At 52.9% G+C, this 23,285-nt stretch carries 22 protein-coding genes; 9 read left to right on the plus strand and 13 right to left on the minus strand.

What is annotated here, in order from left to right; translation table 11 throughout:
• Positions 1–91: 91 nt before the first annotated feature.
• The 3 genes from F822_RS15460 to F822_RS13575 all read right to left on the minus strand — a co-directional run bounded on the left by F822_RS15460 (position 92) and on the right by F822_RS13575 (position 1,692).
• Complete coding sequence (locus F822_RS15460) at positions 92–325, minus strand: hypothetical protein (RefSeq protein WP_143002879.1); 234 nt, start codon at positions 323–325, stop codon at positions 92–94.
• A gap of 77 nt (positions 326–402) precedes the next feature.
• The gene (locus F822_RS13570) at positions 403–858 is read right to left on the minus strand and encodes a CHRD domain-containing protein (protein WP_025040177.1); all 456 of its coding nucleotides are present in this window, start codon (positions 856–858) and stop codon (positions 403–405) included.
• A gap of 342 nt (positions 859–1,200) precedes the next feature.
• Positions 1,201–1,692, minus strand: coding sequence for a CreA family protein (locus F822_RS13575; protein ID WP_025040176.1), 492 nt, complete (start codon positions 1,690–1,692; stop codon positions 1,201–1,203).
• Between the two features lie 416 nt (positions 1,693–2,108).
• Between F822_RS13575 and F822_RS13580 the strand changes: the two genes are divergently transcribed.
• Positions 2,109–2,456 carry a DUF488 domain-containing protein gene (locus F822_RS13580; protein WP_025040175.1) on the plus strand — a complete coding sequence of 116 codons (348 nt, stop codon included), beginning with the start codon at positions 2,109–2,111 and terminating at the stop codon, positions 2,454–2,456.
• 243 nt (positions 2,457–2,699) lie between these two features.
• On the opposite strand, the gene F822_RS13585 is transcribed toward F822_RS13580, so the two are convergent.
• Together F822_RS13585 and F822_RS13590 are read right to left on the minus strand one after the other, a co-directional pair.
• Complete coding sequence (locus tag F822_RS13585) at positions 2,700–4,109, minus strand: Dyp-type peroxidase (protein WP_025040174.1); 1,410 nt, start codon at positions 4,107–4,109, stop codon at positions 2,700–2,702.
• A gap of 40 nt (positions 4,110–4,149) precedes the next feature.
• Positions 4,150–4,656, minus strand: a complete 507-nt coding sequence (locus F822_RS13590; RefSeq protein WP_025040173.1) for a hypothetical protein — start codon at positions 4,654–4,656, stop codon at positions 4,150–4,152.
• Here F822_RS13590 and F822_RS15465 point away from each other — a divergent pair.
• Positions 4,655–4,855 carry a hypothetical protein gene (locus F822_RS15465; RefSeq protein WP_156304427.1) on the plus strand — a complete coding sequence of 67 codons (201 nt, stop codon included), beginning with the start codon at positions 4,655–4,657 and terminating at the stop codon, positions 4,853–4,855. The genes F822_RS13590 and F822_RS15465 overlap by 2 nt on opposite strands.
• A 23-nt stretch (positions 4,856–4,878) precedes the next feature.
• On the plus strand, positions 4,879–5,517 hold the full coding sequence (locus tag F822_RS13595) for an SRPBCC family protein (protein ID WP_025040172.1): 639 nt from the start codon (positions 4,879–4,881) through the stop codon (positions 5,515–5,517).
• A 142-nt stretch (positions 5,518–5,659) separates the two neighbouring features.
• Here F822_RS13595 and F822_RS13600 read toward each other — a convergent pair whose 3' ends face one another.
• Together F822_RS13600 and F822_RS13605 are read right to left on the minus strand one after the other, a co-directional pair.
• Positions 5,660–7,249 carry a phospholipase D-like domain-containing protein gene (locus F822_RS13600; RefSeq protein WP_025040171.1) on the minus strand — a complete coding sequence of 530 codons (1,590 nt, stop codon included), beginning with the start codon at positions 7,247–7,249 and terminating at the stop codon, positions 5,660–5,662.
• A 79-nt stretch (positions 7,250–7,328) separates the two neighbouring features.
• A complete protein-coding gene (locus F822_RS13605; protein ID WP_025040170.1) occupies positions 7,329–7,643 on the minus strand; it encodes a phage protein NinX family protein in 315 nt (104 codons plus the stop codon).
• A gap of 395 nt (positions 7,644–8,038) precedes the next feature.
• On the opposite strand from F822_RS13605, the gene F822_RS13610 reads away from it, so the two are divergent.
• Positions 8,039–8,224, plus strand: coding sequence for a hypothetical protein (locus F822_RS13610; protein WP_025040169.1), 186 nt, complete (start codon positions 8,039–8,041; stop codon positions 8,222–8,224).
• 75 nt (positions 8,225–8,299) lie between these two features.
• Here F822_RS13610 and F822_RS13615 read toward each other — a convergent pair whose 3' ends face one another.
• Complete coding sequence (locus F822_RS13615) at positions 8,300–11,680, minus strand: bifunctional diguanylate cyclase/phosphodiesterase (protein ID WP_231623523.1); 3,381 nt, start codon at positions 11,678–11,680, stop codon at positions 8,300–8,302.
• A gap of 342 nt (positions 11,681–12,022) precedes the next feature.
• Between F822_RS13615 and F822_RS13625 the strand changes: the two genes are divergently transcribed.
• On the plus strand, positions 12,023–12,895 hold the full coding sequence (locus tag F822_RS13625) for a hypothetical protein (RefSeq protein ID WP_025040166.1): 873 nt from the start codon (positions 12,023–12,025) through the stop codon (positions 12,893–12,895).
• 12 nt (positions 12,896–12,907) lie between these two features.
• On the opposite strand, the gene F822_RS13630 is transcribed toward F822_RS13625, so the two are convergent.
• From F822_RS13630 to F822_RS13640, 3 genes are all read right to left on the minus strand, one after another.
• The gene (locus tag F822_RS13630) at positions 12,908–13,627 is read right to left on the minus strand and encodes an HAD family hydrolase (protein ID WP_025040165.1); all 720 of its coding nucleotides are present in this window, start codon (positions 13,625–13,627) and stop codon (positions 12,908–12,910) included.
• Positions 13,628–13,633: 6 nt separating this feature from the next.
• Entirely contained in the window at positions 13,634–14,632 is a 999-nt protein-coding gene (locus F822_RS13635) for an aminoglycoside phosphotransferase family protein (protein WP_025040164.1), read from the minus strand.
• Positions 14,633–14,750: 118 nt separating this feature from the next.
• Positions 14,751–15,416, minus strand: coding sequence for a dioxygenase family protein (locus tag F822_RS13640; RefSeq protein WP_025040163.1), 666 nt, complete (start codon positions 15,414–15,416; stop codon positions 14,751–14,753).
• Between the two features lie 332 nt (positions 15,417–15,748).
• Between F822_RS13640 and F822_RS13645 the strand changes: the two genes are divergently transcribed.
• Positions 15,749–16,858 (plus strand): NAD(P)/FAD-dependent oxidoreductase, encoded by a 1,110-nt coding sequence (locus F822_RS13645; RefSeq protein ID WP_197272829.1) that lies wholly within the window; start codon positions 15,749–15,751, stop codon positions 16,856–16,858.
• 209 nt (positions 16,859–17,067) lie between these two features.
• Here F822_RS13645 and ygiD read toward each other — a convergent pair whose 3' ends face one another.
• Both ygiD and F822_RS15470 read right to left on the minus strand, forming a co-directional pair.
• Positions 17,068–17,856 (minus strand): 4,5-DOPA-extradiol-dioxygenase, encoded by a 789-nt coding sequence (gene ygiD, locus F822_RS13650; protein WP_331458267.1) that lies wholly within the window; start codon positions 17,854–17,856, stop codon positions 17,068–17,070.
• 199 nt (positions 17,857–18,055) lie between these two features.
• A complete protein-coding gene (locus F822_RS15470) occupies positions 18,056–18,244 on the minus strand; it encodes a hypothetical protein (protein WP_156304429.1) in 189 nt (62 codons plus the stop codon).
• A 593-nt stretch (positions 18,245–18,837) separates the two neighbouring features.
• On the opposite strand from F822_RS15470, the gene F822_RS13660 reads away from it, so the two are divergent.
• The 3 genes from F822_RS13660 to F822_RS13670 all read left to right on the plus strand — a co-directional run bounded on the left by F822_RS13660 (position 18,838) and on the right by F822_RS13670 (position 23,242).
• Positions 18,838–20,865: a GumC family protein gene (locus F822_RS13660; RefSeq protein WP_025040159.1), complete on the plus strand. Its 2,028-nt coding sequence runs from the start codon at positions 18,838–18,840 to the stop codon at positions 20,863–20,865.
• A 387-nt stretch (positions 20,866–21,252) separates the two neighbouring features.
• Positions 21,253–21,816, plus strand: a complete 564-nt coding sequence (locus F822_RS15475) for a hypothetical protein (RefSeq protein ID WP_025040158.1) — start codon at positions 21,253–21,255, stop codon at positions 21,814–21,816.
• Between the two features lies 1 nt (position 21,817).
• Complete coding sequence (locus F822_RS13670; RefSeq protein WP_025040157.1) at positions 21,818–23,242, plus strand: homospermidine synthase; 1,425 nt, start codon at positions 21,818–21,820, stop codon at positions 23,240–23,242.
• Positions 23,243–23,285 lie beyond the last annotated feature (43 nt).

Raw genomic sequence — 23,285 nt, forward strand, 5'->3', positions numbered from 1 at the left:
CGCTCTCAGCCTTGCTGAGAAAAGAACCGGACGCCTGCCGGCATTGCTTGCTCAGATGCGAGCCAGGCATAACGCTGAAGACTATTCAGCGTTATGCCTGGAGTAGAGGCTCATCCGCAGGATCGACGATCGGGTCTCCCGGCGTCGGGTCGGGATCATACGGTCGAGGATCTACCGGCTTATCCGGGTCGAATGGTTGGGGATCTTCTCGTGGTTTATCGGGATCGATGGGGCGAGGGGGATCCTGTACCGGCTTGCCGGGGTATGGCTCATGCCCATGGGGCCGGCCGGTTCTATACGATCCGGTTTGAAAATATTTTGTCATGGTGAGTCTCTCTCCCCTAGGCATATCTCAATGATTACCCTGCCTGCTGACAGGGCAATCCAACAATCCCGGATCGATTAGCGGGAGCCGGTACCCAGGTCACGTTTCAATTGCCCACGTATCTCCCCGCTCTTGTTCGCGTCGCTATGAACGTTAACATAGAGGTTTCCCGCCTTGTAGGCATCATATTGGGCGTCGGTCAACTTTGCGTCACCGGGAACGGACCATTCGTTATCGGAACTCTTCTTGAGCGTGATGATATCCGGCCCATTTTTGCCAACCGCTCCCTCATGGATATGTGCGCCTGTGCCCTTTAAATTGGAAGTGGTTATCTTGCCGTTGACAGATCTGTCGTCCTCGACCGTTATCGTGCCGCTGCCGGATGCGGAGGTCTGGACAGGGGGGACTTCCTGATCGCCGCTAAGATTGACCTTGATTTCGCCAGCGGTCGCGAATCCTATGCCCCCAGCCAGCGTGCCGGCTATTAACGCAACAATGGCCAGGGTGGATCGCGTACGAAGAACTGTATTCATGGAGTGCCTCCTTTAAAATAATAAATTATGGATTGTGATCGCTTTCTCAACCGCTCAGCTGGTTCGCGCGCACCGGTTTTTATATTTGCCGCCTGGTTTTGTTTGGGTGTGCGCGGCATCAATACGCAATGCTATGCATGAATTAATGATGAGTCCGTACGGTAGCGCACGTATGGTAACGCGTCTCATTCTTATTGGTGTGAGATCGAAGCGGTAATTCTCTGAAGATGCCGGTCGTGGCGTGGGGGGTATTGAACTCGGCAATTACTCCCGTAGTACTTTCCCGGGGCAGTTTTTAATGCGTCTGCTCACAATCCGGAATTATTGCCAACCCCCGGAACCCTACTTGACCGGAATGGGATTATTGCGTGCTACGGGAACAGCGGTAATACTGTTTTGCGGACTGCCTTCAATCAATTTATCGGAATAGGTCAGGTAAATAAGCGTGTTGCGCTTGGAATCGACGACGCGCACGATATGCAGGCGCTTGAATAAAATAGACATGCGTTCGGTGAATACATCTTCCTGCCTGGGGATTTTCTCGGGAAAATGGATCGACTCTGTTACTTGTCGGCACGCAATGGACGCCTCGGCTCTATCCTCTGCCAGACCCACCGTACCTTTTAGACCTCCCGTCCTCGCACGCGAAACATAACAGGTTATGCCGTGAACCTTGGGGTCGTCATACGCTTCCATGACCACCCGGTCATCCTTTCCCATCCATCGAAAGGCGGTGTCCACCTCACCGATGAGTTCGGCTTTGACGGGCGTGCAAAACGCAACATACAGCAATGCCAGCGCAACCGTTTCCACGGCAAATCCAGTTTTCAGCATTTCTCCTCCTTGCCAGATTATTTTACCCCTTCAATACCGTCTATCAAGCCAGCGCCTGGGCAATGGCGAACTACAGTGAACCTTTGTTTCCATCATTGATGTCATCCAATCAAAACGCATACCTCTTCACGGTAAGGCCTGGAGTAGAACAGCCTTGGTTCTTGAGACCGACATGAGTATGAGATAACATGAGATCCGCGGCGACGACTGTCGTCCAGCCCTGCATGCATGGCCTCTCATCTGTGCGTCGTACCAGAAATGGAGCGTTGCATTGCTGCCTTTCTGGTTAGCTGGAACCAAAGCTGTGCTTGAACGATATCATACCTTGCTTATCCAGACGTTATTACGATTTAAGTCGGTAACGGCAGCGCCATGCCGGTGAGTTATCGGCAGACTATTGCGGAGAAGAGCCACAGATGAATATCGACATAAAACGCGTTTATGAACCGCCGGAGAAAGAAGATGGGGTGCGCATCCTGGTCGACAGGCTTTGGCCTCGAGGGTTGACAAAAGAGAAAGCAAGTGTCGATATCTGGTTAAAGGAAATTGCGCCAAGCACCGATCTTCGAAAGTGGTTTGCTCATGACCACGACAAGTGGACCGAGTTCAAGACGCGTTATCGGGCGGAACTCAAGGAAAACGATAAACAGGTCGCGCTGCTCAAAGAACAGGTAAAAAAAGGAAAGGTCACACTGATGTATGGCGCCAAGGACGAAGAGTGCAATGAAGCCGTTGTCCTCCAGGAGTTTCTGGAGAAACTCTGAACGATATAGGGTTTCATATCATATGGCCCTTATTGATCGCTCTCGGGGCAGCCTTTCCAGCCTATCTTCCCTTAATGTTGGACACATCAGGTCATTGAGCAAATCGCCTAGCTATAGCGAGTCGGCCCGCTTATTCGCGTTGGATCATCGCTACTGCCGAAACTGCCTGAAATAGGGTATAGGCCAAGTTTCAGGCCCTCGCGAGCTTTTTTTCCAATGCACAGATAAAGGCTGTTTGTCCTGTCAGGAAAGCGGCATGTCGGGTAAAGCGGAAATATAACGAAGTGCGGTGGCGCTGGGGAGGAAACAATAAGCTGCGCCACGGCAGGTGACAAAACGGGAAAGTCCGGTAAGCTCGACGGGAGGCTTCTTATTTTCCGTGGGAATGAGAAAAGTTGCGTCTGATGCCGAATTGTTCCCGATGACGGGATCTTTTGTATTGCGCAAGCCTGGCGCAAAGCTTCCCTTATTGCTCCAGTCGGACATCAGAAATTCGAACTGATCCTTGAGGCTTACGCCGATAAACAGACCCAGTAACCCGCGCTCGATTCCATCATCGGGATTGGCCGGGTCATAAGGGGGGCCATAGGGAAGGCCGCGGCGGATAATGCGATGCTTGAGGCCGCTGTTTCCGGCCACCACGGAGCTGCGCGGATTCATGCGGCGGATATGCGATCCCAGCGGGCAGCGGTAGCCGCGAGCATCATCGAATGCATCCGGTACACTGTCGCTGGGTACGTAGTCGAAACTGTTGCGCTGCTCCATGGGGATTTGTTCGTCGGCGGAATGAGGCGAAAGGGAAAGCGGAACGCCATTTCGCCAGCGGCCGCAGAGCTTGGCGGCTATCAACTCCGGGTCGAGTCCGGTTTGACGGGCAGCGTCTGCCAGAAACTGTTCGAAGCCGTGGCAGTCCTGGGCCAGAATGCGAAACGCCGCAAAGCTCCCGTTTTGACCAAGCGCGGCAGGGACCGGCACCGGATAGGTAAAGTCAGCGTACTGGCTGGGGTAGCCGAAAATGAATTCTCCAGCCGGCGCTTTTGGAAGTACGTCCGGCATCGCCGAGGGAAGCCCGCCATCGATAGATGGCTGTGCGAAACCGTCGCGATACCCGAAGTGTGCCTTGCTTTCAGGCAGGCCGCGGGCTTCATGTACGGAAAGCTCGGACATTGCGCCGTGCGAATAAGCCGCCCTGAGCTGGGCGGTGACCTGCGCCAGCACATCCTCCGTCTGGGCGAAGAGGAGCAGCAGGATATGGAGATCGGGGCTGGCGAATGGGTCCTTCCAATGCACCGGGCTGCTTTCTCCTGTATCTCCCACCCGTTCGGCACGGCCCACCGCCCCTGCCACGAATTCCTCCGGAAAAGATGCAAGCGAACAAGCGGGAAGCCCAAGCGCGGCAAGGCCTGTGTAGGTGAGCCCGACATTGAGGCAATACTGCGGTTTTACCGTCCAATCCGTGGCGGTAGCGAGCTTGGGCGCGACATCGGCGGCACCGGCGGGGGCTCCGTTACTTCCATTGACCAGTCCCCCCAAAAATCGCCTGGCAGGTTCCGCTTGCTCTACCTTCAAGGCAATTACGCGCAGGATCGGCATCGCATAAGTGCGGAGGATGAAACCCTGGATGTCTTCGTATGGCAAGTCAGGCATTGTCATTGTAAAGGGTGTTGTAAATAGAGGGTTGGCAGGGCTGCGCTCAGGTCTGACTGAGCGCAGCCTGGATATCCAGCACTGTTGCCTGTGGGTAGGCGCTGTAGAAAGGCGCGATGCCGCCCAGATCGTTGGCTTTTATATAGTCCCGGAAAGCACCGCGATTGCGTTGAACAGGTAAGTGCGGCGCATCCTTCATGTGCTGGAGAAGCACGTTGAACACGTCGCCAATCTCGTCGATGAACTCATTAAGGTAGTCGTCGAACGAGCCATCGTACGTCGTAATTATCGCCAGCTTGGTATTATTTTCGAGGAACACAAAACGCGCGAAATGTACGATCTTGAGTTTATCGAGCGCAACCCAGATGGGATTTTGTTCTGGCGGGGCCGATTGAATTTCTTTTATTCGCTTATGAAGAACCTGGAAATCCTCAGGTGAGCGAATGGTCATGACCAGGGTAAGAGGGCTTTGTACCGTTCTTGATGCCTCTGATATGGCGGTGCTGGCGTCGGACGGCAGTGCTTGGTCGATGCCGGGGTGGAATAGACTCATGGGACCTCCTGAGATTGGCGGTGTGCTTATGGCTAATTTTAGAGCCCGTCGTTTTGCTATTGTAGGCCACGGAAGCGAAGCCGGAAAAATTCATAGCGGGGCAAACCGGTATGCCGTACCCTACGGTCAATATTCTCGCTCATTCTCATCACAAAAAAATATTGTTCCTTTGCAAAAATCGGCGAATAATAAACGCTAACGCAGAACTACGGGTTCTGAACGATGAATAAATTCCAAGGTACTTTCGCCGCCATTCTCTTGAATCTGGTTCTTGGAGATTCAGCTTGGGCGCAAGAGGAGACGCAGCCCGGGAGGGAAAAAGTACAGGCTTTGCATCCGGTCAAGCAGGCGCTCGAGCCCCACGATAAAAATATCAGGGTCGACGTGCGGAATGATGGCGACCAGATCACCATTGACGTCAATTTTGTCGTTCCGGTCGCGCCCCAGAAGGTATGGGCGGTACTGACCGATTTCGAAAACATACCCCAGTTTAATCCCGGTATTCTATCCAGTAGAATCACCGGCAGAACAGGCAATCATTGTCATGTTGCGCAAAAAAGTATCACGAAATACGGTTTCATTGTCTTCTCATTCGAATCCGTCCGAGAAATAAAGCTGGTCCCCTTCGAGAGAATCCACGAACGCATGATCAGCGGCAATATGCGGAAAATGGAGGAGACTACGGAACTGCTGCCAGAACGAGGGCAAACACGCATCATCTATCGTGCGGTTTTAGTTCCTGGCGTATGGGTTCCTCCAATGGTGGGGGATGTGTTCGTCAAGCAAGAGGCGCGAGAGCAATTCCAGACATTGATCGATGAAATAATCAGACGAGAGCGGGTGAAAACCGTTAGTCGATAATGTAACGTCGCAATCTCATTGCACCGGTTGGTGGATGCGGTTTTTCATTATGAAGGAATGAAAGACTGGAAGGCGGAATTGTCTTTTAAGAAAATGAGAATGAATGGATTGGTCTGTCTGCTGGATTCCCGGTAAGCTTGCTTCAAGGTTCCTCTTGCGCGTCGCGCGGTTTTTGAGGCGGCGGCTCGACAGCGGATTCGCGGCGCAAGCCCGGAATCTCGACTACGTTGTCCTTCATTCTGTTGGATAGCACATCGGATGCGCTACCGTTTTTTCCGCTTTTGTGTAGCTGGTACGCCTGGATCAGCAGCGAAATACCGAACCAGCCAGCGATCAGCGCGAAAGGAATCACCAGCAGCAGCGGCTCTACCAATGCAAGTACGGCCAGAAGCAGTAACGCAGCGCCGCCAGAAAGCATGATTTTCGCCTCGGCCGCGCCGAGGACAAGGCGGTTGGTAATGGCTGCTCCGACGGTGTTACTGACCCGGATCGCACCAGCAGTAAGCCTTCCCGCACTTCCGCTCTTGCCACTACTACCCGTAACCATGCGTTGAAACCTGGGGAGAGGTTCGGGTTCCGCCACAGGACGGACACGGTCCTTTTCACTGAGTACGATTTCTGTAGCGTTGTCCAGATCCTGAAGATACATCTGCTCCATCTCATGCGCGAATCCCAGGTTTTCCACGGCAACATCCAATTCCCAATTGCCGAGCCAACTGGCCAGATTGAGGTTACTTGATCCGACGCGCGCCCAGCGGCCGTCCGCGACGGCTGTCTTGGCATGCAACATCGATCCATTCCACTCAAATACACGCACTCCGGCTTCCAGCAAAGGACGATAACCCGCACGTGATATCGGCCGCAAGAACTTGAGGTCGCCACTCGATCCCGGCACCAGCAAACGGACATCCACGCCATCCATCGCCGCGCCTCTCAGCGCCTGCACGTAGCTTGTAGTGCCCACAAAGTAGGCATCGGTAAGCCAGAGCGTTTTTTGCGCCAACACCGTTATCAGCTGTTCGAGACGGTATAATCCAGCGGTGGCGGCGACGTGGCCAAGCACCCTCATGTCGACCGTGCCTTCCATAGGAATTGACTTCTGGTCCGGCAGCTCGTCGGCCGGGATTTCGGGTCCAGCCTCAGCCCAGGCGCGGGAAAATGACTGTACCACATCGGCCACGACCGGCCCGCGCACTGCGATGCCCGTATCGCGCCACGGCGGAATGTCGCGTTCGGGATAACCTTCCCACATCTGCCCGACGCATAATCCGCTGACAAATGCGACACGATTGTCCACGGACAGCGACTTTCGGTGAAGCCGGCTTACCCAGCCCAACGGGCTGTTGAAGCGTGGTGGATTGAAACAGCGCACCTCGACACCGCCATCGCTGAGGCGCCGCCAGAAGCTGCCCGACGTTTCGGTCAGGGCACCCATCCAGTCGTATAGAACTCTTACCCGGCGGCCTTCTTTTGCTTTTGCGATCAGCGCATCGGCAAACTGCTGGCCAATATTATCGTCACGAATAATATAATTCTCGAAGTGGACATTCTTTTCCGCCGAACGAATCGCTTCAAGCCACGCGGGATAATTCTCGCTTGCATCCTTGAGGAGGCGGATGCTGTTACCGTGCACGAGCGGAGCCCCCGCCGCTCGTGAAAATGCCTGGGCGGCCAGAATTCGCGTAGACTGCGACGCCTCGCGCAAATGTTCTTTCAGTTTTACGTTTGCCATATGTTATCGCATCATGCGCACGTGTCGCACAGCATCCCTGCTTCGAGCTGCCCCGATCTTCTGAATCACAGTTCGGGCATTACTCCTCAACTTCCTCGCCGAACTTGAAATCGACATAGCACCGCATGGCGGCGATCAAGGGCGTGAGTCCCTTTTGCCGGTTTCTTCCGGATCTCATATAGGCAGTGCAGTGCTCCGAACCGGCTTCCAGGCTATGGCTGAGGTTTATGCCCTCTCTTTCTATAATGGGTCCACCTTGCGACCAGTTGCGCGACGGTTCCCAGCGAACATGATTGATGACGCAGTACGAATCAATTACGTGCACGTCCGTTGCACCATTTGCTTTCGCCGCCCAGTAATCGAGCAATTCATCTTTAAGCTCGGATACTTTCATAACCGTTCTCCTTTGGGAACTTTTCGATAGGGTCGCAGGGGCTACAGCTTCTGCGTGCGGTTTGCGTAATCGTTCCGGCTTGCGCCTGTCATTGACAAGATTCATGATGGAGTAAGACCGCCATGACCCGACCCTCGTTTCATCTGGAATCATGAAATCGTCTTTCGCATATCATAGCTATATGGTCGAGTCGGCGGCGCTTCGTACGCGATGGTGGCGGTAACAGGATTATAGGAAGGGTAATAAGGACCCGTTTATATTCTAGTATACTGCGCATACACGATGACAAACGTTTGCAACCGCACAGACTTCAACGCTTATTCACTTATGATTTTAGCGATACACGGCTTTAAGCGGGACCACAAAATCAGCATTTTTAACTCAGGAGATCGCTAATGAAAGTACGGAGATTGTTTTATCTGGTAACGCTTTTTCTGACTGTACCCATGCTGTCAGGCTGCTGGCTGCTGGCAGCGGCAGGCGTAGGGGCTTATGGCGGCTACAAGGCAAATGAAGAGGGTTATACACTGCAGAATCCAATCAAAAAGGAGAAGACCGAGAATCGGGAAGGGAAGGATTAAGCAAGAGCAACCAAGCCGCAATACGGGCCACTCGACTGATCCTGGTGGATTTCAATGCGCCTTTGCTTCTTCGATTCAGACTACGTGCGACTTCCTGTCCGTTCGGCTCTGCCACGCCGCTACCCATGCTTCAAACTCGTCAGCTGCCATCGGCCAGGCATACAGGTAACCCTGGCCTTCCTTGCATAAGACGCTTTGCAGAAATTCCGCCTGCGCTTCGGTCTCCACGCCCTCGGCAATAATGCGCAAGCCGAGGCTGAGACCCATGGCCACAATCGCCGCTGCGATGGCTTCAGCGTCGATATTGCCCGGCAAATCCCTTACGAAGGACTGATCGATCTTCAATCTGGCGACCGTAAACTGCCGCAGGTATGAGAGGCTCGAGTAGCCGGTGCCAAAGTCATCGATCGCGACCTTTACCCCAAGCGCGTCCAGTTCCCGTAATTTTCCCAGGGTGGGTTCCACCCCCTGCATCACTACGCTTTCGGTGAGTTCCAGCTCCAGGTTGCCGTGCGATAATCCTATATCCCTGAGCGCACGCTCAACGGTGGTTACGAAATCGGTTTGCCGGATTTGGACCGCCGAAACGTTGACCGAGATACATATATCCAGTAACCCCCGGTCGCGCCATATCCGGGCCTGCCGGCAGGATTCGCGCAGCGCCCATTCTCCGATCGCGAGAATCAAGCCGCTGTCCTCTGCGACCGGAATGAATCGAATCGGCGAAACGAGCCCGCGCGTAGGATGCTGCCAGCGCATCAGTACCTCTGCGCCGATTATTCGCTCTGTCGCAAGCTCGATTTGCGGCTGATACACCAAAAATAGTTCACCGCGTTCAGCTGCGCCTCGCAGATCGTGTTCGAGACTGAGTCGCTCGATTGCCCGCGCCGTCATGTCATGTGAGTAGAATTGATAACGGTTCCGGCCGGCCTCCTTAGCGGTGTACATCGAGGCATCTGCGTTACGTAATAGCATATTGGATTCCTTGCCATTATCCGGATAGATGCAAATGCCGATACTTGCAGTCAGCAGCAACTCATGCGCTTCGATCAGATATGGCTGCGATAATCCAGAAATAAGCTTTTGCGCAACACGTGCCGCATCCTCTGCCGTTTCAATCTCACTCAATAGAACAACGAATTCATCGCCCCCGACCCGACTTACCGTATCAACGCTACGCACTGAAGCTTGCATGCGTTCTGCGACGGCTTTCAACAAATGATCGCCAATATCGTGCCCAAGCGAATCGTTGATCGGCTTGAAACGGTCGAGATCCACGAATAGCACAGCGAGTCGGCCAGAACGCCGTTCGGCACGTTTAATCGCGACCTTCATCCGGTCCGCTAATAACACGCGGTTGGGAAGCGCAGTGAGAGGATCGTAGTGAGCGAGTTGCATGATGCGCTGTTCGGATGCCTTGCGTTCGGTGATGTCGCGCGCGAGAACAATGAAGCGAGGCTCCAGCTCGGCACTCAACTGCTTTCGGGAAACGGAGAGTTCGAACCACAACTTGCCTTTTTCTCCTGAAAGCTCCAGTTCCACTTGCTTGCCGGAGGACAGTCCTTTTTTCTGGGCCTCCAGCAATGCTGACAGGACAATATCGGCCGCGCCCGGCGGAAGGACATCTGAAATTTTCTTGCCAAGCAGATCTTCAACAGGAGAACCGGGCAGGTAAGTGCGAGCGGAATGGTAGGCATGGCAGCAACCGTCGAGATCGAGCTCGAATAGCAGGTCGGGTATGGCATCCAGCGTGGCTTGCAACTGACTTCGTGCCGCAAGAATTTCAGTCTTTTGCCGCTCCTGCTCCGTGACATCGCGGATCATGGTGACAACATAATGGACTTCGCCATTATTTCTGTGCACGCATTTGACATCCATGTTGGCCATCACAATCGAACCATCCTTGCGGATGAAGCGTTTGTTCGTCGCATAGCCTCCCGACTCTCCCCGCAGGACACGTTCCAGATCGGCAATGTCTTTTTCCATGTCCGCCGGATATGTCAACTCAACCAGATTCTTTTCGGCAAGCTCCTCGCGGGAATAACCGAGCATTTCGCATAACTGGTTGTTGAATCGCAGCCAGCGCCTGGTATCGGGAGAGATGATTGCCATACCGATAAATGGCAATTCATAAAAATACTTGAGGAGGCGGTCTTGCTCGGCGGTACGGACAATCAACGCCAGTTGATGAGCGCGCTGCTGCTGACGCCAGAGCAGAAACAGCATTACGCCTACTGTAGCCATCGCGATCAGGATTACCACGCTGACCCAGAACACCAGGGTCCATAATTGGGCAAGTACTTCGCTATGATCGATTTTTGCGAGCAGCTGCCAGCCAGAGCCGGAAATTGGCCGATAGACTGCAACGACCGGCTCGCCGCGATAGTCGGTTCCACTCGCCGTCCCACGCTGGCCTTCTCGTGCTGCAGTGGCGCCAGGCAAGTCCTCTCTTGCGGCTAACGATTGGCGTTGCGGCGCAGTCGCCCCGGAGCCGCCGGGGTAGTGCAATTTATTCAGATAGGTGATATTTTCACCTTCTTTGCGGACTAACAATGTTTCCGCGCTGCGGCTGTGGCCCGGCCATTTTTCGACCAGCGGGACCAGAAATTGCCCGAGATCCGCACGCAAAATGACCACCGCCACAGCCTCGTCGCTTATCGTATCGTGAACCAGAGGCACCACCATATCCAGCCGGGCTTCTCCACTTTCGTCCAGAAACAGGTCACTGCTCTGTATCTGGCGGGTCTGCAACGCAGTAGACACCAGCCTCTTGGTAATGGGGGCCAGTTTATGCGATTCTCCTAACGTCAGGAGAGATTGGCCTCTCGTATCCATCAGCAGCACAGACTCGTAGCTATAAGCCTGCCGAACCGCTTCCAGCCGGTTGCGGATCAGCTGTTGCAAATGCTCATTCGTATCGTGCTTCAGATTCACTATCCGCTCGATGAGCGCCTGGCTCATCGCTAAGGTTTCTGCATCGCCATGCCGCTCGGAGAGCCAGAGCTCGATCTGTTCTGCTTTAAGGTCAACGATAGTTTGGAGATCTGCGTATGCATCCCGCTCTATTTGTGGCTCATATACCTTGACGATGCCGATGCTGACCAAGGGTGCGACCATGGCCAGCGAAAAAAATATCAGCAATAACCGATTTGGCGAGACGTTTCCGGGATCAGGTACGGGTACGCCTAAAGGAGTGGCGGTGCCTCGCCCCCACTTAAGCAGCAGATAAAACATGACGCTACTGATCGCGACAAGAATCAGTTCTTTCGCGAGATAGGCACGGCTCCGCAAAACTGGATCATCGAGGGAGAGCGAGATCAAATAGCCCGCAACGACAATCCATAGCGTTGAAAAGGCGGCGTAAAGCAAAACGATGAGCCATGGGTTGCGACTCGTCATATTACGGTTGAGCAGGAAAGGAACTTTATCATCGAGTATCAAAAATGCGGAGGCCACTCTGGAGATGAAAACGTTCCTGTAGATGATACGTGACTCTTCCGGTCATCTTGCCAACCATGGAATAATGGCGGGGCTTCCGCTTGTAAGTTGAGCATAAGAGCAAAGCGCTTTTCTGTGTGATGGCTAACAAAGCGGAGTATTAAAGTGCTTGCAATTCGCTGCAACTCTATGGATTTCTTCCCCATGGAGCAAGAAACATCATATAACGAGTGCGAAAAAAGGAAGCGACCTGCTTTCTTGATTGAGCCGGCCATAAAAACGACTCCGGGGTCGACGGTTCCTATCTTATCCAGGAGGCCCATCTTAGCTATACTATGCGTACTGCCGTGGAGGAACATCATGAAAAACCGGAATGCCGTCATTGCCTTCATTTTATCCATTTCGTTTACTGTCTTCATCTTGCCGGGAAGCGCGTCCGCTGGAAGCGCCTGTCATAATATTCTTACGAATGGGTTCTACAGCGAATATGCCCGAATCGACGCTCGGCTGAGAGACCGGTCGCTATACGCCGAATTATGTTCCTCCAATTTCGAGCAAGCATTGACCGCAATCAAGCGCGCGCGTCGATCCGCGGATGATGGCTCGTTAGGTCTTTCATATGGTCTCTTCACCCTTGACGATGGCGGAACGAGCACCGGTGCGAACTCCGGGGCAGGCTCATCGGGCCTGGTCTTGAACGAAGAGCGATTCATGCAGTGGAAGAGCGGCTACTGTTCGAAGAATTCAGCGGTGGATTCATCCCAGGCAGCCGAGTTTTTCATGCAGAAGGCAGCTGTCGGGCATCCGGTCGCCATGAAGGCTGTGGAGGAATGGTCTGCCTGCATGCAAAAGCGGGAAGGGCTCAGCTGCTGGGCTTCCCCGAGCTATCCCTTGCCGCGCAATGAAGAGTTTCTGCTGAATGTCAAATGGACAAAGACCGGTTCTTCACAATCCCGGGTGCGGCCGGAAGTACGGCATTCTTTTCTCACGCGGGGTGCCGTCTCAAAATTCGAAGGCACGGAACCCCGGAGGATTTTACCGGTCGGTTATAAGCTAAACACAGAAACGTCCCAGATTGGGGTGACACGACCTGTGGATAAAGCAATATTCGCCAATCTCAAGATAAACGATGAGGGTGCGGAACACAGCTGTAGTGTTTTCATACCGAGTGACAGCGATTTTACACTTTCAGCACCTTTCGTTAACCGATTGAAGTTCAGGTATCCAGGCTAATAGTAGCGCTGCTTACCTCAGCATTGCCACGCCCTTTAGAACGTCCGTGAATTGCTGGGCACGGTAGTCCGGAGTCACATCCTTATAGGATTTTGCGCCCTGGTTGGAATCAATGAAGATATTCTTGATGCCGAGCAACTTCGCTCCATGGATGTCCCGGAACATGTCATTGCCCACCCAGATCACTTCTGCCGGCTTGAGGTTCATGTTGCCGAGAGTTCGTTGAAAAAGACGGGAGTCAGGTTTTCTGAAACCATAATGGCTGGAGATAACGGTAGACTCGAAGTAGCCTTCCAGCCCCACGGCACGGATTTCAGGCAGCGCAAAACAAGACTGGGCATCGGAGATGAGCGCCAGGCGATAATTCATCCGCAATTCATTCAGCACTTGCTTGACGTTGGGATATAGCTGAAGGCGACTGCAGGATATGCCGCGGTAAATATGGGAAATAACCTTGGCTACCTGCCCCCGGATGGACCCTGATCGGATGCCTTCTTGTATGAGTAACTCGTTCCATATAGCTTCCACATCAATTTCCGGATATTCCTCGCCGCGCGCTTCCTTCTGTTGCTTCATGATTTGATAGTAGCGGTCCCTTACTTCCCAGCGGTGCAAATATACGCCCTGGTAGGTCAGATAGTGAGCAATCGCGCGGTAGATTTCCTCCATCGACTCATCGGTCTCGATATCGATCAGCGTGCCGTAAAGATCAAATAAAATGCCTTTTATCATCGTAAGTTACCTCAACGTTTTTCTGGCTTCATCCAGTAATCGCCGGCTATATTTTTTATCGATCCATGCATTACGGGCAATGCGCAGAAGGGTGAGCCCCGAATAAAAAGGGGTACGCCGTGTGATAGCGCCGAAAGCGGCGTCCCGATCAGGGAAGTGACAGGCATACTCCCATAAAAAGTGTCCGATAAACGGCTCGGCCAGCCATTTATCACCGGTTCTCTGCATGAAGAAATGTTGGAGTTCTCCGACCACCCTCCCAAGATCAAAAACCCTGTCCGCCGACTTCATCCGTTCCAGATCGATAACGATCACCCAGGGGCCGTCGCCAAAGAGAATATTAGCTGGGGTGACATCGCTGTGAACAAGAACCTGCTGGTCTTCCCACATACAGGCTTTCTCCCGCCACCGGTCCTTGAACCGGTAAAACTCCAAAGCCTCGTCCCGTCCAACTCGTTGGGCATTGGTCAATTGTTCCATAATGCGATCAAAATATACACCGTCTTTGTTGAAATCTACTTTACTATCCTGCGCGGTTCGGTTGTGCAGCGTGGCGAGAAAATAAGCGAGTGCAGCAAGTTTTTGAAAAAGAATATCTCGAGCGTTTTCGCGAATCGCCTTGACGATGAAGTCCGCAAGCGGCGTGCCGTAGCAGAATTCTTCTACCAAAACCTTATTCAGATCGGCGTTTCGCCCCAAGGGGCGCGCGACGTAATGCGGATAGCCATTAAAGCCAATGCTTCGGAGATAATTCAGGTTATTGAATTCCCGTTCCATTCGATGAAAGGCGGCCTCCGACCCAAAGCCGGCGACGCCGCCAAAAAATTTTCCGATAATACGGGTGTGGCTGTGGCGGTCTTCGTAGAGGTAGACGTGATTGGAAGCCGGTAGCCGATATACACGGAAGTCGGGAGAATTCATGCCGACGCCCAGCAGAGGAACAATATCGTTACGAAGGTAGGTATAAAAAGGATCGTGCGTCGAAAGATGACCGAGGTATTTCACGTCCTATGGATTGCAATAATCATTGAAATTCTCAAGGTCATGCATACGTAAGACTTACGATTGATTTCTTTGCTATACAACCGGCCGAGGCTCGGGTATCCGTAATCGGCTAGCGACATCAACCTCTGAATACAATATCGAATACCGCGACCATGAACTCAGGTTCCTCTGTTGTCGGTGAGCGCAGCTTTACGATCAACGCTTCGGGGTCGGGAGTGCTCTGGAGGTATGGATCCTTGTCGTTGTATGGATCGCCTTCGAAGTACATCTGCGTTACGAGGACGTCGTGGCGGCCTTTAACGTCGAAATGAATATGCGCCGGCCTGATTCCGGTGATTCCCGCGGGATAATGTATCGGTTTGATTGTCTTGAACTGATAGAGGCCATCGGCACCGGTGGTTACCGCCCCGAAACCCTGGAAGTTCGGATCGAGCGGTGCCGGGTTCGTATCGTCGGGATGCGCATAGCGGCCGAAAGCATTGGCCTGCCATATTTCGATCTCCGCGCCTGCCACGGGCTTGCCTGCAGGATTTCGCACACATCCGGTAACAATAAGAGGCTGCCCCTTTGCACGGCCCGACCCGCCCGGTACCCGAGTCAGGTCTCCGCTGCGATCGGGCTTGCTCATGATGGGATAAAAGGGGCCAAGGATCTGATCTTGTGTCCGGTTCAGAGCTGGTTGCGCAAAAACCGCAGTGGCCGATGGCAATATGCCTGTGGCGAATATTGCAGCCGATGCTTTCAATATCATGCGGCGGCTCAACATGACGCGATGATTTTGCATTCTCTTATCCGGACTCATGGTCGATATCCTCTTTCATAATGGCAGGTTGAAATTTGACGCGGTATTCTGCTGCGGCCCAGTACGATCCTCACCGAAGGGGAAACATATCCTGTCTCCTGGAAGGGAAGCCTGCTCCTCTAATGAATTCTTCCATATAAAATCACGTTAGTACAGTATGAGTATACGCTTGCGCAATTGATGCGTCAGAGCAAATCCTTGTTCTCGATGCAGACGTTAAATCGTCTTTTCCAGTATGTATCTAATGATGATTTTCAATACAGCTACAGCTCCTTTCGTGGATAACAGGTTGATCGTTGAACCTGGGTTCTCAAGTGCGGCAACCAGCGTTGCAGCGCATGCCCGGGCGTAGCCGGAGTATGGATATCGTTGTCGTCGGCGGCGGACCGGCTGGTGCGATATGCGCGCTCATGCTCGCGCGCGGCGGCGCGCGCGTGAGTCTTATACATTGGGGCGGTTATGCCGCTGGCGGCATCGAACTCGTGTCTGGCCACGCGCGTCACCTTATTGAACGCTATAGCCCCGATTTTTTCCAGAAGGCGTCGCTCGGGGTAGAAGTCCATGAGACGATATCATTATGGGGTACGCCCGAGCCCATTACATTTAACGCAATGTTTAACCCATGGGGTGCCGGTGTCGCGGTAGCGCGCCCGCTTTTCGACCGAGCACTGCGTCATCTGGCTTGCACGGCGGGTGTGTCCATCATTGACGATGCCAAAGTTATGCGTATTGAGCGCAGCAGAGATCAGTGGCATCTCCTGATGCGCTCGGCCGGAACCACCGCTGATGAGGCCGAAAGTCATGCATCCGCCAGTTTTCTGATCCTTGCTACTGGCCGCGTAGCCGCACAGTTTGTCGATAGATCACCCGTAGCCGAACCATCGGGAATTGCCTTGATGACATTTTTACGAACGCCGGGTAGCGGGTCAGTCCAATCACACGGAAATACGCTTTATGTCGAGGGCACGGACAACGGCTGGTGGTACGCATTGCCCGCCGGGGACGGCACTTACTTCACCGGTTTTTGTACTGATCGCGATGAGGTTAAAAAAAGGCCTGCCTCCCTGAAGGAATTTTTTGTCCGTGAGCTTTGCAACACTCGGCTGCTCGCACCTCTATTGTCGACCACTTCAGGAAATATACAAATATCCGGCCGTATGGCTGGCGCCAAGGTATTCGACAGGATGTCGGGAGAAGGCTGGATCGCTGTTGGTGATGCTGCTTATGCGCCAGATCCGCTCAGCGGGATGGGAATTGAATTGGCGATTGAATCCGCGCAGCTTGGGGCGCATGCACTGCTGGAGGCTACGCAAGGATCAACGCAATCCCACGCACTCAAGGGATTTGCGGAGTATGAAGACGCGATACGAGAGCGCGTGCGCCGACAGGAAAAGACAGCGGCATACCATTACGGCCGCCTTTGAAAACCTGAAACCGATGGTATTGTCATATCACGATCCAGCTGATCTTAACCCGGATGTTTCATAATTTGACGCGCGTCCTTGCTGGTCTTTTGTTTCGTATGAAAATTCCGTTCAGTCGGGCGTATGAATAACTACGCCACTCTTTCACAAAATCTCCCTACAAAACAAAATCCTGCGCAATCATCACGCGAATTTATGAAACATCCTGGTTAGCCGATCTTTACGGCCAACATGGAAATTGAGCCGCCATCGAATCCTTCCACCGGGAAACTGATTTTCTCATCTTTCCGGCGTTGTGCAAGGACGTAGAGAAAAGGAAGATAATGCTCCGGGGTGGGTACCGATAACAATGCGTCCTGCCCAAGTTCTTCATACGCTATGAGCGAATCGACATCGCCTGAGCTTAACGACTCACGTATGACATTCTCAAACCGGACAGCCCAATCGTATGGTTCTACATTGTGCTTTCCCCATGCATATGCGTGCAGATTATGTACGATATTCCCGCTGCCCAGGATAAGCACCCCCTGATCGCGCAACGATGTCAGGCGTCGGGCCGTGTCATAATGCCAGGCTGCTTCCCGGGTTTCATCTATGCTCAACTGAACGACGGGAATATCGGCATCGGGAAAAATATGCATGAGAACCGACCAGGCGCCGTGATCAAGACCCCAGCTGGTGTCCATGACCGCAACTGGCATCAGCAAATCCGCGACTTCCGCCGCGAACTCGAGGGATCCCGGCGCGGGATACTGAACTTGATGAAGCTCGGGGGGAAAACCGCCAAAGTCGTGAATAGTCCGCGGATGCGCCATGGCCGTGATTGCTGTTTTCGGCACGTACCAGTGTGCCGAGATGCAGAGAACAGCTTTGGGTCTGGGGATTAGCGAGGCGCCGATAGCAGACCACGCTTCGGTATACCGGTTGCGGGAGATCGCATTCATCGGATTGCCGTGGCCCACGAACACTGCGGGCATCGATGCCTTGGGGTAGGGCATTGGATTAAATAAATATAAATGTAAAAAAGAAAGACCGGGAGTGTCCCGTGACTCATCCAGATTTTCCAATCACGGAATCATCGCATAATCCGAGGTTTCAAGTGCATCCGCCTTGCCGGCGGTATAGCTCGCCGGCAGCGTAGTCATGACGGGAATGCCCGAATTCAGGTCAAGATGCGGGATCACCAGCAGGCTTCAGTCAAGCGCTTTCTTTATGCAGTATGGCGCTCTCGTGTTTTTTCCTTTCCGGTATTTTTTCGATACTTATCCAATGCTGGTGGCCACTCGACTGGAAATGCCTGAACATCTTTTGTCGGAAGGCTGCCGACCTGTGATCGAACAATGCAGAAGCTATGCCGAACACATCCTGATCATCATGTTTTTTCATTGTGCGCCCCTGAAGGGAGTAAATAAAAAGCTGAATAAACCATAATAAGTTTCCGAAGCGGTTGTTCGCCAAAAAGGACGAAGGGCGTTTTAGGGCTTCCAATATTTTTTTGCCCGCTTTCGAAAAGCGTATACCGCTCCAGCTACGTCTTCAGCTTAAAACGAAACTTTTACAGTAATATGAAAAGCTTCATCTTTCGAATTGCGCACATTGTCCGGGAACGGATCGGGTTTCGTTCGTGCGGAACCGAACGGAAGCTGCATTTGTGGCACAAGATTTTATAAGTTCGCGTTTTCGCGGAACTGATGAGAACGCCTGACATGAAAGTAATGAGGTTGCAATGTGTCGTTTGATCTGTTGACCCTCTCTTCGTAATTTTGATTGATGGACACGCGCCGCCAGGAAACAATAAGATGAATTTTACTTTTCCTGACCTCAATATAGCGTTAGCACGTCTTTTGCTTGCAGCGTGAGATGGGTTTACCGAATCTTTACCTGATTGCTATTCCTGAACATATCCGGCTATTATTTTGCCTATCCATTGAAATCCGGATTGCGTTCTCTGTATCCAATTTTTGGATGTAACCCGGTTTATGAAAAACAGAATCGATTCGCGCTTTACTCCTGATTTCCGTGCCGCTGCCGACACGGATGAGCATCCCTGGTACCGATCCCGCAGATTCAGCATCTTCGGCCTGGTATTTCTAATCAGCATCGCGATAAGCCTGGCTTATGTTTACAGCCGACCGGCCATTTACGGTAGCGGCGCGACATTGCTGACCTCGGCGATGACTGCGATAGACCGTGAAAGCAGCGAGGCGGATATTCAGCATGTCGCTATTCAACGACAGATTTTTCTGCGGCATGAGCTTGCTGCAGAGACTGTGTCGCGACTCAAGGCTTCGTCAGCAGGCAAGTCTCTGCAACGGCTGACTGCGCCCGATATTCAGAATCTGTTGAATGTCGAACCCATCGCTGAAACCAATCTCGTTGAGATAAAGGCAGAAGGACCGGATGCCAAGTTCTTGCCGCTGCTCATTAATACGTGGATAGATGTGTACCTGGATGCGCGGACTGAAGAAGTCAAAAGATTGACAACCGATACCGAACATATTGTGGAGGACGAGGTAAAGCGCCTGGCTGATAAGGTCAGCTCTACCCGACTGGAATTGGAGGCTTTCCGAAAGAATCACGATATCTCTTCCACGGAACGTGAAGAAAATGAAGCAGCAGCCCGCCTTAAAGGCCTGAACGATTCTCTCAACAAGGCCAGTGAAGATGAAGTGAAGGCGAGGGCCAACCTGAATTCCATCCAGACCGCCATTGCCCGGGGAAAGGCGGTGGTGCCCGATGATGAGAAGGGCAGCCTGGTCGATCTTGAATCGCGTTTGCAGGACTTGCGCGAAAAGCTGGCGGAACTCGATAAAAAATTTACGCGGGAGTATTTAAATCTGCAACCCGATTTGAAATCCATTCCGGAACAAATCAAGGAACTGGAGGCGGCGGTCAATAATAAACGTAAATATGGTGCAAGCGTCGCATTGAATGATGCCGAGATGGCATTTGCGGCCGCACAACAAACTGTTAGAGAAATTCGTGCTCAATTGAGCGAGCATAAACGGGAAGCATCGGCATTCACGTCCAAATTTGCTGAGCACGACGCCTTGAAAACCGATCTGGAAGGTTTGGAGACGCTTTACCGGGACGCGCAGGAGCGGTTGGTGCAAGTCAAAACCGGCCGCAAAGATAAATATCCCCAGGTAACGGTCATTAGCAGGGCTTTTGAACCGGTGGAACCGCTCAGGCCCAATTATAGCCGGGATGCTTTGATAGCCATTGTGGGCTCACTATTGCTAGGGCTCTTCGGCGTATGGGTTTTCGAATATTTGGCAACGCAAAAAAAAGAACAACAGCCGCTTGTTGCGGTTTTTGGCGTGCAGGGACATCCGGCTCCCGCTGCCCCATTAATCGAACATCCTCATGCCGCGCTGGGCACCGTGGCGGGTCAGCTGGGGCAAAAAACAAACAATGCCCTGGCAGGTCCGGGGTGCCGGGAGCTTTCCAGTCATCAGTTAAGAATTTTGCTCAACGCTGCCAATCTAAAGGGAAAACAACTGATTGGCTTATTGCTCAGCGGATTGACCATCGACGAAGCTGCATCATTGACGCCGGACCAGATCGATCCGGATGCCGCAGCCATCAATCTTGCAGGAAGGTCGCCCAGAGTCATTCCTCTAAGCAATCCCATTAAATCGTCGCTCATGCAGTCAGGAGGTCATCCGGTATGGAACCCGGATGACCCAGGGACGCACATCGATCTTTCCGCCGCATTAGTCTGTGCAGCAGTCGATTCGGGTTTACCTGACCCCCAGCAAATTACCGCCGAAGCGATCCGGCATAGCTATATTGCTTACCTTGTACGCCAAGGTCTGCGACTAGCGGATCTCGAGCAGGTCACGGGCTATCTGGAGCCTTCGGTCATTTCCAGCTACAGCGCGTATTCACCGCCGCAACAAGGCCGGGATATTTACGAGATTGAGCTGCTTCACCCTGCGTTGATGACAATGTCGGGCGAAGCCCGACCTACAAACCAGCAAGGAGGAACTTATCCTCGAGGATAAACAACAACCCGCCGCAACGACCCAGTAGGGCGGGTTTCACCCGCCGATCAGCCGCAATCGGTAGAGCAGGATTCACTCACAGGGATAAGGCAGCGGTCATAGAGCAGGCTTCACTACCGCAGATTCTCACCGCAATCAGCAACAATCCGTAAGGCGGGTTTCACCCGCCGCGATCAGCCGCAATCGGCAGGGCAGGATTTACCCACCGGGGAATAAAGTAAAGCAACGGCCCGCCAAGGCAAATTTCACCCGCCGAAACGAAGCCGAAGCGGGCTCATAAAGCCTTACCTGTTCCGATATAGAATTCCCATCGTCGAATGAGCCCCACCAGTGGACCCGCGGGTGGCTTGCCCAGCGGTTCCCCGATCAGGCCACCGTAACTGCCCCATGGTCATCGCAATGACCATCATGCGGATGATGAAGGTGGCCATCGACCAGATAATCGATATGCTTGCCATGTGGCACGGCTTCATGACCGCAGCCAGGCCCATGTACATGTCCTTGCGCATGGCCTGCGCATTGATGTTCGGGCGTGCAACTTTCCGGATTGGCCGTGGTTATGTCTATCACATGCTCATCGATATGGCTGCCGTGCGGGTGATGCAGATGCCCGTCATGCAGGTAATCGACGTGCCCGTTGTGCACGATACCTGTATGACCACATTCCGGACCATGCGGATGAGTATGATTTTCATGCTGTGGCAGGATACAATTGGTCATTTTGCCGCTCTCCTCCAAAAGAAATACGAAGCGCTAAAATATCAATTTGACCCAATCTGCGACGTGCAGTTCCTGCTGGGCCGGGCAATAAGGCAAAACAGGGCCAAAGCGAGCGCGCGCGATTGGGATTTTGTTTGGTCGGTTATCGAGTTTGTCCAATGGGAAATGTTTGCCCAGCAGGAGCCAACGAAAGAGGGAGAATATGTTCAAAGAAGCACAGGAAAATCTTAGCATGGAAAAGACAGGGTATGAAAAATACGGGCGTTTGCACGGTAAGTTGATAATGGTAGGTTTCGGCAGCATAGGACAAGCCTTGCTCAGGCTATTGTTTCAACATCTCGAAATACGTCCTGAACAGGTCAGGATAATTTCCGCCGATGCGAGTGGCCGGGATATTGCGCGGCAACTCGGCGTGGAATTTACGCTTCATGTGCTGACAGAAGAAAACTACCCTGCCGTAATCGAGCCTTGGCTGAGCAAGGGAGATTTCCTGCTCAACCTATCGGTGGACGTCTCCAGCCTTGCCTTGATCGAGCTGTGCTCGCAGCGTGGTTCACTATACCTTGATACTTGTATTGAGCCGTGGTTGGGTGGTTATACCGACAAATCGATATCGGTATCGATGCGCTCGAATTATGCATTGCGCGAAAAAGCCCTGGCGTTTGCACGCGAAAAGCGTGGAGGCCCCACGGCACTCGTGGCTCACGGCGCCAACCCTGGCCTTGCTTCAGCCTTTGTCAAACAGGCGTTGCTTAACATCGCCGCGGATACCGGCTTGACAGTAAAGAAGCCGGTAAACCCTGGAGATTGGGCCGAGTTGGCCTCTCGCCTTGAAATTAAAACGATCCATATCGCCGAGCGGGATACCCAGACTACCAACCTGTGTAAGCGTGACGATGAGTTTATCAATACCTGGTCGGTCGAGGGGTTCGTGGGCGAGAGCCTTCAACCTTCAGAACTGGGGTGGGGAAGTCATGAGCGCCATTGGCCCCAAGACGGCGCACGTCATGGATTTGGCTGTGATGCGGCCATTTACCTTAATCAACCCGGCGCTGCTACACGGGTGCGCAGCTGGGTTCCATTCGGTGGCGCTTACCAGGGTTTTCTGATTACGCATAGCGAATCCATTTCCATTGCCGATCATCTGACGTTGAAAGAAAACGAAAAAGTAATTTATCGTCCAACGGTGCATTACGCGTACCTTCCTTGTGACGACGCCGTGCTTTCCATCCACGAACTGGCAGGCAGGAACTGGCGCTCGCAGTCCAGCAAGCGAATCCTTCGGGATGAAATAGAAGACGGAATGGATGAACTTGGCGTCCTGCTCATGGGTCACGCCAAGGGCGCCTACTGGTACGGCTCACGTTTGTCGATACAGGAAGCGCGGCGACTGGCGCCACACAACAATGCAACAAGCTTGCAGGTTGTGGCGGGCGTTCTGGCCGGCATGGTTTGGGTGCTTCAAAATCCGGATGCGGGTGTGGTCGAACCCGACGACATTGACCATGAGGTCGTTTTGAAGATCGCGCGACCTTATCTCGGCGAAATTCTGGGTGTGTATACCGATTGGACCCCTCTATGCGATAGAGGATGGCTATTCAGCGAAGACGTGGATAGGAGTGACCCGTGGCAGTTCAAGAATATCCGCGTGAGTTGAAGTTCTGACCGATGTAATCGTAGAGAGCTGCCTCTGGAAAGAG

The organism is Nitrosospira briensis C-128, from assembly GCF_000619905.2.
Classification (GTDB): Bacteria; Pseudomonadota; Gammaproteobacteria; order Burkholderiales; family Nitrosomonadaceae; genus Nitrosospira; species Nitrosospira briensis.